Below are 13,514 nucleotides of genomic sequence, written 5' to 3' on the forward strand. Positions count from 1 at the left end.
CCCCTTCACATTCACTTCCGGCTCAGCTCGCGGGGGTGTCCCCCTGGCGCACCGACAGCAGGTCCTCCAGCTGCTCCTCGCGCGCCTGGGCCGCGACGAACAGCAGCTCGTCACCGGCCTCCAGGGTCTCCTCCGTGCTCGGCGTCAGCACCCGCTGGCCGCGGATGATCGTGACCAGCGAGGTGTCCTCGGGCCATGCCACCTCCCCGACCTGGGTACCGGCCAGCGCCGACTCCGGGGGCAGCGTCAGCTCGACCAGGTTGGCGTCGCCGTGGCTGAAGCGCAGCAGCCGGACCAGATCACCGACGCTCACCGCCTCCTCGACCAGGGCCGACATCAGCCTCGGGGTGGAGACCGCCACATCGACGCCCCAGGACTCGTTGAAGAGCCACTCGTTCTTCGGGTTGTTCACCCGGGCGACGACCCTCGGCACGCCGTACTCCGTCTTGGCGAGCAGCGAGACGACCAGGTTCACCTTGTCGTCGCCGGTCGCGGCGATCACGACGTTGCAGCGCTGCAGAGCCGCCTCGTCCAGCGAGGTGATCTCACAGGCGTCCGCCAGCAGCCACTCGGCCATCGGCACCCGCTCCACCGAGATGGCGGTCGGCGCCTTGTCGACGAGCAGCACCTCGTGACCGTTCTCCAGCAGCTCGGCCGCGATGGAACGGCCCACCGCACCGGCCCCGGCAATCGCGACACGCATCAGTGACCGCCCTCCTCAGGGCCCTCGGCGAAGGCCGCCTCGACCTTCGCGATCTCGTCCGTACGCATCATCACGTGGACCAGATCGCCCTCCTGCAGCACCGTCTGCGACGACGGCAGTATGGCTTCGCCCAGTCGGGTGAGGAACGCCACGCGGACGCCCGTCTCCTCCTGCAGCGTGCTGATCTTGTGGCCGATCCAGGACGGCGTGGTGTGCACCTCCGCGAGCTGCACCCCGCCACTCGGGTCCCGCCACAGCGGCTCCGCGCCCGAGGGCAGCAGCCGCCGCAGCATCTGGTCCGCGGTCCAGCGCACCGTGGCGACCGTGGGGATGCCGAGCCGCTGGTAGACCTCGGCGCGCCGGGGGTCGTAGATCCTGGCCGCGACGTTCTCGATGCCGAACATCTCGCGCGCCACCCGGGCCGCGATGATGTTGGAGTTGTCGCCGCTGCTGACCGCCGCGAACGCGCCGGCCTCTTCGATCCCCGCCTCCCGGAGGGTGTCCTGGTCGAAACCGACGCCGCTGACACGACGGCCGCCGAATCCGGAGCCGAGGCGCCGGAATGCGGTGGGGTCCTGGTCGATGACGGCGACCGTGTGCCCCTGCTGCTCCAGGGTCTGCGCGAGAGCGGCTCCTACTCGCCCGCAGCCCATGATGACGATGTGCACCTTGCGCCTACCTCGCAGTCCTGATCGTCCGGCTGACCTGCGAAAACACCCTGCTCACACTCTTTCCTCGGCTGGCCGGGCAAACAATGGGGCAACGGTTCGTCCCGTTGCCCAGGATGAGCTTATGCGGCGCCGGGTGCGTTGCCTCATTCGAGTGTCCTTTCCCCGGGTCCACGATGGCAAAGGGGCGGCTCCCGAACTGATCCGGCGCGTTTCCGAGCTCTTCGGAGCGGATCGGCGCAAGGATTGCGTTAAGGATTTCGTGGCTTTTCCGTCCGAGTGCAGGAGATTCAAGTGATACGGGGGTGGTGCGTCGGCGGGCCCCATACGAAACCCTTACGATCCACAGCGTGTCCAAACTGACCGACGTGCCCAAACGGATCCTGATCGGACGGGCCCTGCGCAGCGACAAGCTGGGGGAGACGCTCCTCCCCAAACGCATCGCCCTGCCCGTCTTCGCGTCCGATCCGCTGTCCTCGGTGGCGTACGCACCCGGAGAAGTCCTCCTGGTGCTGTCCATCGCAGGCGTGTCGGCGTACCACTTCAGCCCGTGGATCGCGGTCGCCGTCGTGGTCCTGATGTTCACCGTCGTCGCCTCGTACCGGCAGAACGTGCACGCGTACCCGAGCGGGGGCGGCGACTACGAGGTCGCGACCACCAACCTCGGCCCGAAGGCCGGACTGACCGTGGCCAGCGCCCTGCTGGTCGACTACGTCCTCACCGTCGCCGTGTCGATCGCCTCCGGGGTGGAGAACCTCGGCTCCGCGATCCCGTTCGTCGTCGAGCACAAGACGGCCAGTGCCGTCGCGGCCATCGTGCTGCTCACGGTGATGAACCTGCGCGGCGTGAAGGAGTCCGGGAAGCTCTTCGCCATCCCCACGTACCTCTTCGTGGCCGGCGTCTTCATCATGATCATCTGGGGTGCCTTCCGGGGACTCGTCCTGGGCGACACGATGCACGCCCCGACCTCGCACTACACGATCAGGGCCGAGCACCAAGGCCTGGCGGGCTTCGCCCTCGTCTTCCTCCTGCTGCGGGCGTTCTCTTCCGGCTGCGCCGCCCTCACCGGCGTCGAGGCGATCAGCAACGGCGTCCCCGCGTTCCGCAAGCCCAAGAGCAAGAACGCCGCCACCACCCTCGCGGCGATGGGCCTGCTGGCCGTCACCATGTTCTGCGGCATCATCGGGCTGGCCATGGCCACCGATGTGAAGATGGCCGAGAACCCGGCGAAGGACCTGATCAGCAACGGCTCCCCGGTCGGCTCGTCCTTCGTCCAGGACCCGGTGATCTCCCAGGTCGCGGCCGCCGTGTTCGGTGACGGAACGTTCTTCTTCGTCATCCTCGCCGCGGCCACCGCGCTCGTCCTCTTCCTGGCCGCGAACACCGCGTACAACGGCTTCCCGCTGCTCGGCTCGATCCTCGCCCAGGACAGCTACCTGCCCCGCCAGCTGCACACCCGCGGCGACCGGCTCGCCTTCTCCAACGGCATCGTGCTGCTGGCCGGTGCGGCGATCCTGCTGGTCGTGATCTACGGGGCCGACTCGACCCGGCTGATCCAGCTCTACATCGTCGGCGTGTTCGTCTCCTTCACCCTGAGCCAGACCGGCATGGTCCGGCACTGGAACCGCCACCTGCGCGCCGAGAAGGACCCGCTCAAGCGCCGCCACATGATCCGCTCCCGCGCGATCAACACCTTCGGCGCCTTCTTCACCGGTCTGGTGCTCGTCGTCGTCCTCGCCACCAAGTTCACCCACGGCGCCTGGGTCGCGCTGCTCGGCATGGTGATCTTCTACGGCACGATGACGGCGATCCGTAAGCACTACGACCGGGTCGCCGCGGAGATCGCCGCCGACGAGGCCCCGTCCGACGAGAGCATCAGGCCCTCCCGGGTCCACTCGATCGTCCTGGTCTCCAAGCTCCACCGCCCCACCCTGCGCGCGCTCGCCTACGCGAAGCTGATCCGCTCTGACCACCTGGAGGCGCTCTCCATCAGCGTCGACCCGGCCGAGACGAAGGTCCTCAGGGAGGACTGGGAGCGGCGCGGCATCAACGTACCGCTGAAGATCCTGGACTCCCCGTACCGCGAAGTGACCCGCCCGGTCATCGAGTACGTCAAGGGCCTGCGCCGGGAGAGCCCGCGCGACGTCGTGAGCGTCTACATCCCCGAGTACGTCGTCGGCCACTGGTACGAGCACCTGCTGCACAACCAGAGCGCCCTGCGGCTCAAGGGCCGGCTGCTCTTCACCCCGGGTGTGATGGTCACCTCGGTCCCGTACCAGCTGGAATCCTCCGAAGCGGCCAAGAAGCGCGCCCGCAGGCGCGCCGACTGGAACGCCCCCGGCTCGGTGCGCCGGGGCCCGGTGGAGCGCAGGTCCAAGGAGCCCACGCACAAGAGCTGACGCGCCTTGCCCGATCTTCCTGGTAAGCGGCCGTACGACACCGACGTAGACTCGTAGGTTGTTGTCCGGCCGCCTGCCGTTCCCCCTTTGATCTCTGGAGCCTCCCCCTCATGCAGAACGAATCCACTTCGCCGCAGACGGGCGAAGCCCAGACCGTGGAATCGCTCGTGGGGCGGGAGTACGAGGTCGAGGTCGGCCCGGTCGCCCACGGCGGCCACTGCATCGCCCGCACGGCCGAGGGCCAGGTCCTGTTCGTCCGCCACACGCTCCCCGGCGAGAAGGTCATCGCCAAGGTCACCGACGGCACGGCCGAGTCCCGCTTCCTGCGCGCCGACGCGGTACAGATCATCGAGGCGTCCAAGGACCGGGTGAAGGCCCCGTGCCCGTTCGCCGGCCCCGGCAAGTGCGGCGGCTGCGACTGGCAGCACGCCAAGCCCGGCGCCCAGCGACGGCTCAAGGGCGAAGTGATCGCCGAACAGCTCCAGCACCTCGCGGGCCTCACCCCGGAGGAGGCCGGCTGGGACGGCACCGTCATGCCGGCCGAGGGCGACAAGCTCCCGCCGGGCGAGGTCCCGGCCTGGCGCACCCGGGTCCAGTACGCCATCGACGAGGACGGCCGGGTCGGCCTGCGCAAGCACCGCTCGCACGACATCGAGATCATCGACCAGTGCCTGATCGCCGCCCCCGGCGTCACCGAGCTCGGCATCGAGAAGCAGGACTGGCCCCAGATGGCCACGGTGGAGGCCATCGCCGCCACCGGCTCCAATGACCGCCAGGTCATCCTGACCCCCCGCACCGGCGGCCGCCTCCCGCTGGTCGAGCTCGACAAGCCCGTCTCGGTCCTGCGCGTCGACGAGCACGACGGCGGCGTCCACCGCGTCCACGGCCGGGGCTTCGTCCGCGAACGCGCCGACGACCGCACCTACCGCGTCGGCTCCGGCGGCTTCTGGCAGGTCCACCCGCAGGCCGCGTACACCCTGGTGAAGGCGGTCATGCAGGGCCTCATGCCGCGCAAGGGCGAAATGGCCCTCGACCTGTACTGCGGCGTCGGCCTCTTCGCCGGCTCCCTCGCGGAACGCCTCGGCGACAAGGGCGCGGTCCTCGGCATCGAGTCCGGCAAGCGCGCGGTGGAGGACGCCCGCCACAACCTCAAGGACCTTGAGCGGGTCCGCATCGAGCACGGCAAGGTCGACCAGATCCTGCCCCGCACCGGCATCACAGAGGCCGACCTCATCGTCCTCGACCCGCCCCGCGCGGGAGCCGGCAAGCAGGTCGTCAAGCGCCTCTCGGCCCTCGGCGCGCGCCGTATCGCCTACGTCGCGTGCGACCCGGCAGCCCTGGCGCGGGACCTGGCCTACTTCGCGGAGGGCGGTTACAAGGTACGGACGCTGCGGGCGTTCGACCTGTTCCCGATGACGCATCATGTGGAGTGCGTGGCGATCCTTGAACCCATCGCAAAGGCTGCCTGACCTGCGGGTGTGCGTTATGTGCGGTGTGGGCGTTACGGGCGATATCTTGACGCTGAAATGACGCTCTACGAGGCATCTTGACGCTCATTTGACGCTCGTTCTGATGGGTCATCAGGCGTGTTGCCCCGCTGGTCAGGCAGCCTCCTGAGCGTACGGGTGCGGCAAGGTGCTGGGAATTTTGTGGGGCTGAGCGCTCCCGCTCAGCCGGCTGCGCAGCGTGCCAGCAATTTCTTCGTCTGCTGGTGGTAGGCGGCGTCCACCGCTTCTGAAATGCAGAAACGACTGGAAGTGCTAGGCGGGCCCGGCCGCCCGGCCCACGCACGTCACGGTCGGCCTGGCGGACGGGACGGAGGCCGAGACCACGAACTCCCCGCTGCCCAGCGGCCTGCGCTGGGGCGGGCCGTCGCTGGCGTGCTGGGAGCACCCTGTCGGGCGGCCGCCGCCGCGTCGCCACCCTGGTGATCGCCGAGGTGGTGGTGGGCACCATGCAGCACCGGACCCTGCGGTTCGTGCGGCTGCGCTAGGACCTCCTCCCACTCTCGGACAGGTGGAGGGGGCGCCACGGTGAATGTGCCGCCCCCTTCTCTCCTTGCGATCGCACGGCCGTGCGCAGGGCCGCGTCTGCGAAACGAAGGCCGAGCCCCGGCTACTCGGCCGGATCCGCCTCCGGCCGCAGCTGCTACAGCTCCGTGATGGCCTTGGACCGCCGGTCGTCCGCCTTCTTGCCCGCGCGCCGCCGCCCGATCTTCCAGTACTTCTCGACCTGTTCGGTCGAGGACCGGTCGTTGGTGATCTCCTTGATCTCCCGGGCCGAGCAGCCGAGGCGGTCCAGGTCGGTGGTCACGCCGGCGCGCAGCCCGTGCGACGTAACGTCGCTAGGGCCTGTCCGGGGGATCATGTGACTGTCTCGGTCTTATCTCGTTGGCATGCTCATGGGGCGGGGAGATCTCACAGGTGAAGAATGGGCACGACTGAAGCCGCATCTGCCGAAGTCCGGCAAGCGGGGCGGTCGTTGGTGCAGCCATCGCAGGATCATCAACGGGATCCTGTACCGGAACCGGACCGGCGTGCCGTGGCGGGATCTGCCCGCACGTTTCGGCAAGTGGAAGACCGTGTACGAGCGGCATCGGCGCTGGTCAGCGGATGGCACCTGGGACAGACTCTTCGCGGCTGTTCTGGCGGACGCCGACGCGGAGGGCAGGATCGACTGGTCGATGGTCAGCGTGGACTCGACCTCCTGCCGGGCCCATCAACACGCAGCCGGAGCACGCAAGAAGGCACCCCGGCTGCCGGGAAAAGACGCACGCCCTGGCAGCACCGCCCCGACGAGGGACTCGGACGCTCCCGGGGCGGCCTGACCTGCAAAATCCACCTCGCTGGCCCTGCTCATCACCCCGGGGCAGTGGGGCGATGCCCCACAGTTCATCCCGGTCATGGACCGTGTGCGTGTCGCCCGGCTGGACGGTGGGCGTCCTCGGACCCGCCCCGACCATCTCGGCGGCGACAAGGCGTACTCGTCCCGCCGCAACCGCCGCTACCTGCGACGACGCCAGATCAAGCACACTATCCCCGAACCGAAGAACCAGCGGGCCAACCGCCAGGCCCGCGGCAGCAAGGGCGGTCGGCCTACCGGTTTCGACAAGACGATCTACAAGCGCAGGAACGAAGTCGAGCGGACGATCAATGGGTTGAAGAACTCCCGTGCCGTGGCCACGAGGTTCGACAAGCGTGCCTACGTCTTCCACGGCACGATCACCGTGGCTGCCGTCCGGTTGTGGCTCAGATCTTGATCAGCCAGACAAACCGTTGGTTGTTGATCCCGTTTCCTTGAAACGATCTGAGTGTGACCACTTTGTTTCTGATGGTCGGCCTGCCGGGGGCCGGAAAAACCACGAGAGCTCGTCAGCTTGCCGGCGAGCACGGCGCGCTGCGCCTGAGCCCCGACGACTGGTTGCTTCCCTTGTTCGGCGAGGTAGTCCCGGACGGGAAGCGTGACGTGATCGAGGGACGCATGCTCTGGCTCGCCCTGGAGGCGCTCAAGCTCGGCACTAACGTCGTCGTGGACTACGGCTGTTGGTCTCAGGACGAACGGACTGCGATCCGCTGGCTGGTGGAGACCGAAGGAGCATCCTTCCGCATGGAATACCTACCTGTGGATGCCGAGACCCAGCGGGCGCGGATCGCCCACCGCTGGGCCGCCGCCGCCCAGGAGACCTTCCCCATGACCGAGGCCGACATCCTGCATGGGCAGACACACTTCGAGGTGCCCCAGCCAGCGGAGCTGAGCGGCCACCCGGCTGACGGCCCACCCGCCGGGTGGATGAGTTGGCGTGAGTGGGCCGCCGACCGGTGGCCATCGTTCGGCTGACGGCTTCAACCCCACCGTGACGAACCCCTACCCAAGGCCCACAACCACAAGATCCGCCGGACGGGCCCTAGGCACGTCGAGTTTCACGCGCCGCGCCAGGCGCTTGACTGCCTCGTTGACGGCGTGCGGCGTCATGACCCCACCCCTTCTTGTTCACCGGCCCGAGGGTGCCCCACTTGTCTACCCGGCGCAGCAGCGTCAGGTGCGGCGCGCCCTCGCCGTTCTCTCGCAGGGCGACGATCCACCGGCGCAGCGCGGCCATCGCCTCCGGGGCGTCGAGGCGAAATAGTCCAGGGCTTCGTGTCTGCTCACTGTTCCACCCTGAACTCGAGCAGGCAGGCGGGACAGCCGAGAGAACCGTTGAGAGCCTTGTCGTGGGGTCGGCCGCAGCCCAGGCACGTGGGCTGCGTGGGCGAGACGTCGGCGCAGAAGAAGCACAGCGCAACCAGAGCGCCGTCCTCATCGTCGTACGCCGCGGTCATGACCCCGTGCATCACGGTGTCGCAGCCGCAGTTGCCGCACCGCTCTCCCAGGCCGAGGCTCCCCGTCTGTAGATCGGAGAACGCAGCATCGACGACGCGCCGATTCAACTCGATCAGGGCGTGGTGAGCGAGAGCGTAGGCCACGGACGGGTTGTTCCAGCAGAAGTGACACCGCGGCCGGGGGCCACCGATGACGAGGGCGAACTGCCAGCACTCGCCGCACCGCACGGTGTGCGCGCGGACCGGATCGAGCTCGGCGCGCAGCCGCTGCATCCGTTTCTTCGCGAAACTCGTGATCGATTCGAGGCGGCTGCGGATCGCCGTCATCTCCCCCTGAACGGACCGGCGTTCGCCCGCAGTGAGCGCCGGCAGTAGCTCCTCGTCGAGGAACCGAATGAGGAAGTCGAGCACTGCCGCGGTGCGCGCCTCCACGGCGGGTGCCTCGGTCGACGGCCCGGTCAGGCCGTAGTGCTGCAGCGCGTTGCGGTGCTGCGCCAGCTGCGTCAGGGTCTTCGAGTCCTTGTCGCCGATGACCACGTCGGCGATGTCGCGCAGGCGCTGCAACGCCTCGCCGGGCGTGCAGCTGATCAGGGTGCCGCTCTCGAGAGCCTTGCGGGTGGCCTGGCCGGGGTCCTTGAACACCAACGACCAGTGCTCTAGCTGGAGGCGGGCCTTGAGGAGGACTTCGGCGCCGGCGGCGAGGTGAAGGATGGCGTACTTCAACGCGCGCTCTGTGACGGGGTCTTGGGCCAAGTGCTCGGTGGCGCTCAAGAGGTAGTCCAGGCCGTTGGTGATCGGAGGGAAGTGCACCCTGCCGACCGTCTCCACGGAGGCGACCCCTGCCGGCCGCTGCCAGCTCTCGGGCCCGCGCGCTGCGGGGATGCTCGCGGCCTCGGTGTGCTCAACCACCTGACACCTCCGCGCAGGCCACCGCGGCGGAAGCGTGCGCCTCGCGGTCAGCGGGAAGGAACGTATGGGTGCTGTCCCGGTGAGTGGTCATCATCCAAGGCTATCGGCATCACTCACCATAAGGGCCTCATAATACCTTCACGCTTTCGAAGCCTTTCGCGGAAATAAATCCGCACCTCCTCGGTGTTGATGAGCTCCGAGCCTAAGGGTTGTCCCGTAACTGTGATTGCGGGGCAGCCGCAGCCTCGTCAGGTGCTCGGCGTCCTCCAGAGATGCCGCTCGTCCAGGGTCCCGAACCGCACGTCTCCGCGTTCAAGGTCGACGAGGATGGGCCAGCAGTCCAACAGCTGCTGTCCCACATCGCGCGAGGCGAGGTACTGCACGGAGTTGTAGGGCACGATCAGGAGCCCGTTACTCTCACGGACCCGCTCTGCGTCGATGGCGAGAGGCGGCTCGTCATCGCGCTGGCTGCGCGCGAGAAACGCCACCGCGAGTTGCAGGGCCTCGTCCGGCTCCATCATCCGTCTCCAGTCCGTTGGCTCGGAGAAGGCACCCTAACCGGCCTGGGATGATCTTGGTGTGGTTGGTGTGATCACGGCGTCAGAGCCGTCTTGGATACGTCCGTTCACCGGGCTGAGCCCGCGCTCCTTCGGCAAGTTGGTGACCGCGGTGCAGCGCGAGAGTGCAGCCGAACCACGGACTGGTCGTCCGTGGGGCCTGTCGCTTGAAGACCGTATTCTCCTGGTCGCGGCCTACTGGCGAACCAACTTGACCATGCGCCAACTGGCCCTGCTATTCGGGGTTTCGAAGTCGGCGGCCGACCGGGTCATCGACCACATCGGCCCGCTGCTGGCCTTGCCGCCCCGACGCCGCTTCGCGAAGGGCACTGTGTTGATCGTGGACGGCACGTTGGTGCCCACCCGCGACCATGCGGTGGCCGAGCAGTCGAAGAACTATCGGTACTCCACCAATCACCAAGTCGTCATCGATGCCGACATCCGCCTGGTCGTTGTGGTCGGTCGGCCGCTGCCCGGCAACAGGAACGACTGCAAGGCGTGGGAGGAATCGGGGGCCAAGGCAGCGGTCGGCCGGACGACCGTGTTAGCTGATGGCGGCTATCCAGGGACCGGATTGATCATGCCTCACCGCCGCACCCAGGGCGAGGAACTGCCCGGCTGGAAACGGGAGCACAACCGCTCACACAAGCAGGTCCGTGCGCGAGTGGAGCACGTCTTTGCCCGGATGAAGACCTGGACAATCCTCCGCGACTGCCGGCTTAAGGGCGACGGTGTCCACCACGCCGTGCGCGGCATCGCCCGACTACACAATCTCAACCTTGCTGGATAGGGCCATGGCCGAACTCAGGCAGGTCTCTCACCCGCGTCCGCCAGCGGGGTGCGGCGTGTGCCGCGGCCACTGCGCGCCCACCTGTTCCACCACAGCGGCCCGGAACGCTTCCAAAAGGACGTATCCGGGATACGTCCCAAACGCTCCGTACTTCCAGCGGTAGTAGCACGACCAGTAGCTCACCACGCGCCGCTCAGTGCGAGCGAAGAAGGCCGGATTCCGAGCGATGAACTCCCCGTAGAGGCGGCGCTGGGCCGAGCCCGGGACGGCGAGTCCTGGAAGACCGCGGCCGATCGCCTCGATGATCTCCAGCACGTATTCGCCAGCCAACTGCACCACGAACGGCACCACCCACGGCTCGCCCGACGCCACAATCTGCTCAAGGTGCCGCTGGCGGACCCGGCCATCACTGTGCCGGGAGTACAGGCAGTGCAAAATCACCTGCTGAGTTCCGGCCAGGGGCGGCCGTTCCGAGTCAGGGCTCGGCTCCTCGTAGTAGATGCGCGACGGGATGGCGACGGTCTCGCCCTGCACCTCGACCTCGAAGGGCATCGTCGGCGCGATCCTGGCCTCCGGCATGACCGCCAGGACGCTCTTTACGTCACCGGCAAGACGGGTCGGAAACGCTGCCACCAGGGCATAGGCGACGTTCGACGGATCCCGAGGCAGCTGCACAACAGGAGGATAAGCGGCGGACCTCTCGGTCTCTCAACCGCCCGCCTCAACGTTGCGGGACAGCCCTTAGGGCCACTGCAGACGTTTCGTGTGCAGTGGTGCTTCGTACGGGTGAATCGGGCTGTCAACCACCACGGCCGTTACGACGGCGACGTATAAGGCCGCAGGGATCTTCCCCGCTTCGTTAATACGACGGTCGTGACGCTCATTTGACGCTCCAAGCCCCGTATGTCTCCGTGGGCGAGTCGAAAAACGACGTCTGACCTGCGGTTTCGTGCACGGTCGTCCAGGCCGACATTCTTCCGATGACGCATCATGTGGAGTGCGTGGCGATTCTGGAGCCGGCGAAGAAGGACGACTGACCTGCGGTTCTGTGGTCCAGGGAGCGGGTTGAGCGGACGGATCGGCCCTCGTGGGCCACGTGACCTCGGCATGGAGACCGAGCGACTCCTCTCGGCGGCGAGACCCGTCCTGGCGGGCAATCGGGCGTGCTGGGCAAGGGGGCTCACCCCTGATTCCAGCAGATGTGTCCATGGCCCGAACCCGGGCCCAGCACACCTCGACCCGGCTGTCTCCCCAGGCCGTTGGAGTCCGAGTCATGGAGAGCGGAGGGAGAACGCGAAGAGTCGTGCCAGAGCGTGTACTTGATAGTGCCCCGGCCCTACGGGCATGAGCAGACCGGCATCGATCAGTCCCTCCAGGAGAGCCTGTACCTGTAGGGGGTTCCGGTCGAGAAGACCTGCCGATTCGGACAGGGACAGGAAGACGCCGGTTGATGCGCTCAACAGCCGGAAGGCACGCGCCTGCTCGGCGTCCAGCTGGGCGTAACTCTGCTCCATGACAGGTCGCACGGCCAGGTCGCCGGCCTGTAGTTGAGCGAGCCGTCCGGACTCATCCGCGAGCAGCGCTGCCAGTCTCGCGATCGTCCAGGCGGGGCGGGCCGCCATTCGGGAGGCGGCAATGCGGATGGCCAGCGGCAGGAAGCCGCAAGCGGCGACCACATATCGGGCCGCGCCGCGTTCCGCGTCGACTCGTTCACGCCCCACGATCCTGGTGAAGTGCTTGAGCGCTTCCGCGGGGGACATCACGTCGAGGTCGACGAGGTGCGCGCCGGCCAGGTCGACCATCCGGACCCGGCTGGTGACCAGGCTGGCGCAGCCCGGCGTGCCGGGCAGCAGGGGGCGGATCTGCGCTGCGTCGTGGGCGTTGTCCAGGAGGACCAGGACGCGGCGGCCGTCCAATGCGGACCGGTAGAGCGCGGCGCGCTCGTCCAGTGAGTCAGGGACCACTGAATCCGGCACGCCGAGCGCCCGCAGGAACGCCCCGAGGACCGTCCTGGGCTCGGCGGACCGGGAGCCCGCGCCCTGGAGGTCTACGTAGAGCTGCCCGTCTGGAAAGTGCTGGCGTGCCCCGTGTGCCACGTGGATCGCCAGGGTCGTCTTGCCGACGCCGCCGATACCAGAGACGGCGGAGAGGCTCTCCGCGAAGGCGAGGCGATCGCCGAGCTCCCGGATGAGCGCGGTGCGGCCTGTGAAGTCGGGCACAGTTGCGGGAAGTTGTGCGGGACGGACCGGGAAAGCCGTCGGATCGGATTCGTCCGCAGGGCGGTTCAGTTCCTCGTCGGCGCGCAGGATGCTCTGCTGGAGCCGGGCCAGTTCGGGGCGCGGATCCACACCAAGCTCATCGGCGAGCAGCCGGCGGGTGTCCGCGTAGACGGCCAGTGCCTCCGCCTGCCGCCCACTGCGATACAGGGCCACCATCAGCAGTTCGCGCAGCCGCTCGCGCAGCGGGTGCGCTGCGGTGAGTGCGGTGAGTTCGGAGACCGTCTCCGCGTGCCCGCCGACCTCCAGATCCAGATCGAGACGGGTCTCGGTGAGCTGAAGCCGCCATTCCTCCAGCCGGGTGCGCTGGTTTTCGGCGTACGGACCGGGCAGTGAAGTCAGTGCTTCTCCACCCCAGAGGGCGAGCGCCCCGTTGAGGAGGGCCCTGGCCCGGTGACGGTCGCCGGAAGCCCGAACCTTCTCCGCCTCAGCCGCCAGGTCCTCAGCCATGGTCAGGTCGAGTGCCTCGCGTTCGATCCGCATCGTGTACCCGCCCGATTCGCTCGCCAGGACGAGCGGGCCAAGGGTCTTGCGGAGCCTGGAGGCGTAGGTACGTAGCGCCGCCAGAGCCTGGGAAGGCGGCTCCTCGCCCCAGATGGCGTCGATCAGTTCGGCGGCCGTGGCGGTACGCCCGTGCCTCATGAGCAGGGCCGCGAGCAGGGCACGCTGTTGCGGTGAGCCGGATGGCAGCGACTCCGTGCCGCGCCGGACCCGTACCGGACCGAGTACGGAGAACTGCAGGTTCGGCTGTGGCGCCGCGAGTCCCGCCGCCACTTCGACGGGCCCTTCACTGGCGCGTGTCCCGGATCGAATCGTCATGGCCGGCGATTCCGCACCGGCCGGTATCTGCGGCGGCAGAGGCGGCGCAGGGAGGACTTCCCCGCCGAGCACAC

10 protein-coding genes and 2 pseudogenes are annotated in these 13,514 nt (G+C 68.1%); 5 read left to right on the plus strand and 7 right to left on the minus strand.

Annotated elements, in window-relative coordinates; translation table 11 throughout:
• Positions 1-22 precede the first annotated feature (22 nt).
• Both ACFVQ0_RS28075 and ACFVQ0_RS28080 read right to left on the minus strand, forming a co-directional pair.
• A complete protein-coding gene (locus ACFVQ0_RS28075; RefSeq protein ID WP_390091978.1) occupies positions 23-703 on the minus strand; it encodes a potassium channel family protein in 681 nt (226 codons plus the stop codon).
• On the minus strand, positions 703-1,371 hold the full coding sequence (locus ACFVQ0_RS28080) for a TrkA family potassium uptake protein (RefSeq protein WP_024490560.1): 669 nt from the start codon (positions 1,369-1,371) through the stop codon (positions 703-705). The genes ACFVQ0_RS28075 and ACFVQ0_RS28080 overlap by 1 nt, the downstream gene beginning before the upstream one ends.
• Positions 1,372-1,721: 350 nt before the next feature.
• Between ACFVQ0_RS28080 and ACFVQ0_RS28085 the strand changes: the two genes are divergently transcribed.
• Together ACFVQ0_RS28085 and ACFVQ0_RS28090 are read left to right on the plus strand one after the other, a co-directional pair.
• A complete protein-coding gene (locus tag ACFVQ0_RS28085) occupies positions 1,722-3,770 on the plus strand; it encodes an APC family permease (protein WP_390091979.1) in 2,049 nt (682 codons plus the stop codon).
• Positions 3,771-3,880: 110 nt separating this feature from the next.
• Positions 3,881-5,239, plus strand: coding sequence for a class I SAM-dependent RNA methyltransferase (locus tag ACFVQ0_RS28090; protein WP_390091980.1), 1,359 nt, complete (start codon positions 3,881-3,883; stop codon positions 5,237-5,239).
• Positions 5,240-5,918: 679 nt separating this feature from the next.
• On the opposite strand, the gene ACFVQ0_RS28095 is transcribed toward ACFVQ0_RS28090, so the two are convergent.
• On the minus strand, positions 5,919-6,083 hold the full coding sequence (locus tag ACFVQ0_RS28095) for a hypothetical protein (RefSeq protein ID WP_390091981.1): 165 nt from the start codon (positions 6,081-6,083) through the stop codon (positions 5,919-5,921).
• A gap of 88 nt (positions 6,084-6,171) precedes the next feature.
• Here ACFVQ0_RS28095 and ACFVQ0_RS28100 point away from each other — a divergent pair.
• Both ACFVQ0_RS28100 and ACFVQ0_RS28105 read left to right on the plus strand, forming a co-directional pair.
• Positions 6,172-7,029 (plus strand): annotated as a pseudogene (locus tag ACFVQ0_RS28100) (IS5 family transposase).
• Between the two features lie 53 nt (positions 7,030-7,082).
• Entirely contained in the window at positions 7,083-7,607 is a 525-nt protein-coding gene (locus tag ACFVQ0_RS28105; RefSeq protein WP_390091982.1) for an AAA family ATPase, read from the plus strand.
• Between the two features lie 308 nt (positions 7,608-7,915).
• On the opposite strand, the gene ACFVQ0_RS28110 is transcribed toward ACFVQ0_RS28105, so the two are convergent.
• Positions 7,916-8,998 (minus strand): hypothetical protein, encoded by a 1,083-nt coding sequence (locus ACFVQ0_RS28110; protein ID WP_390091983.1) that lies wholly within the window; start codon positions 8,996-8,998, stop codon positions 7,916-7,918.
• A 248-nt stretch (positions 8,999-9,246) separates the two neighbouring features.
• Positions 9,247-9,519, minus strand: coding sequence for a YrhB domain-containing protein (locus ACFVQ0_RS28115; RefSeq protein WP_095710962.1), 273 nt, complete (start codon positions 9,517-9,519; stop codon positions 9,247-9,249).
• 58 nt (positions 9,520-9,577) lie between these two features.
• Here ACFVQ0_RS28115 and ACFVQ0_RS28120 point away from each other — a divergent pair, with 58 nt between their 5' ends.
• A complete protein-coding gene (locus ACFVQ0_RS28120) occupies positions 9,578-10,345 on the plus strand; it encodes a transposase (RefSeq protein ID WP_390091984.1) in 768 nt (255 codons plus the stop codon).
• A gap of 27 nt (positions 10,346-10,372) precedes the next feature.
• Here the strand turns inward: ACFVQ0_RS28120 and ACFVQ0_RS28125 are convergent, their stop codons facing one another.
• On the minus strand, positions 10,373-11,020 hold the full coding sequence (locus ACFVQ0_RS28125; RefSeq protein ID WP_356452001.1) for a hypothetical protein: 648 nt from the start codon (positions 11,018-11,020) through the stop codon (positions 10,373-10,375).
• A gap of 617 nt (positions 11,021-11,637) precedes the next feature.
• A pseudogene (locus tag ACFVQ0_RS28130) lies at positions 11,638-13,440 on the minus strand (BTAD domain-containing putative transcriptional regulator); the annotation flags it as partial.
• Between the last annotated feature and the right edge of the window lie 74 nt (positions 13,441-13,514).

The organism is Streptomyces sp. NPDC057900 (assembly GCF_042887885.1).
Taxonomy (GTDB): Bacteria; Actinomycetota; Actinomycetes; order Streptomycetales; family Streptomycetaceae; genus Streptomyces.

What these genes read in the sequence shown, in the direction of transcription:
- ACFVQ0_RS28075 (WP_390091978.1), bottom strand. Translation starts at nt 703, where the DNA reads ATGCGTGTCGCGATTGCCGGGGCCGGTGCGGTGGGCCGTTCCATCGCG.
- ACFVQ0_RS28090 (WP_390091980.1), top strand. Translation starts at nt 3,881, where the DNA reads ATGCAGAACGAATCCACTTCGCCGCAGACGGGCGAAGCCCAGACCGTG.
- ACFVQ0_RS28115 (WP_095710962.1), bottom strand. Translation starts at nt 9,519, where the DNA reads ATGATGGAGCCGGACGAGGCCCTGCAACTCGCGGTGGCGTTTCTCGCG.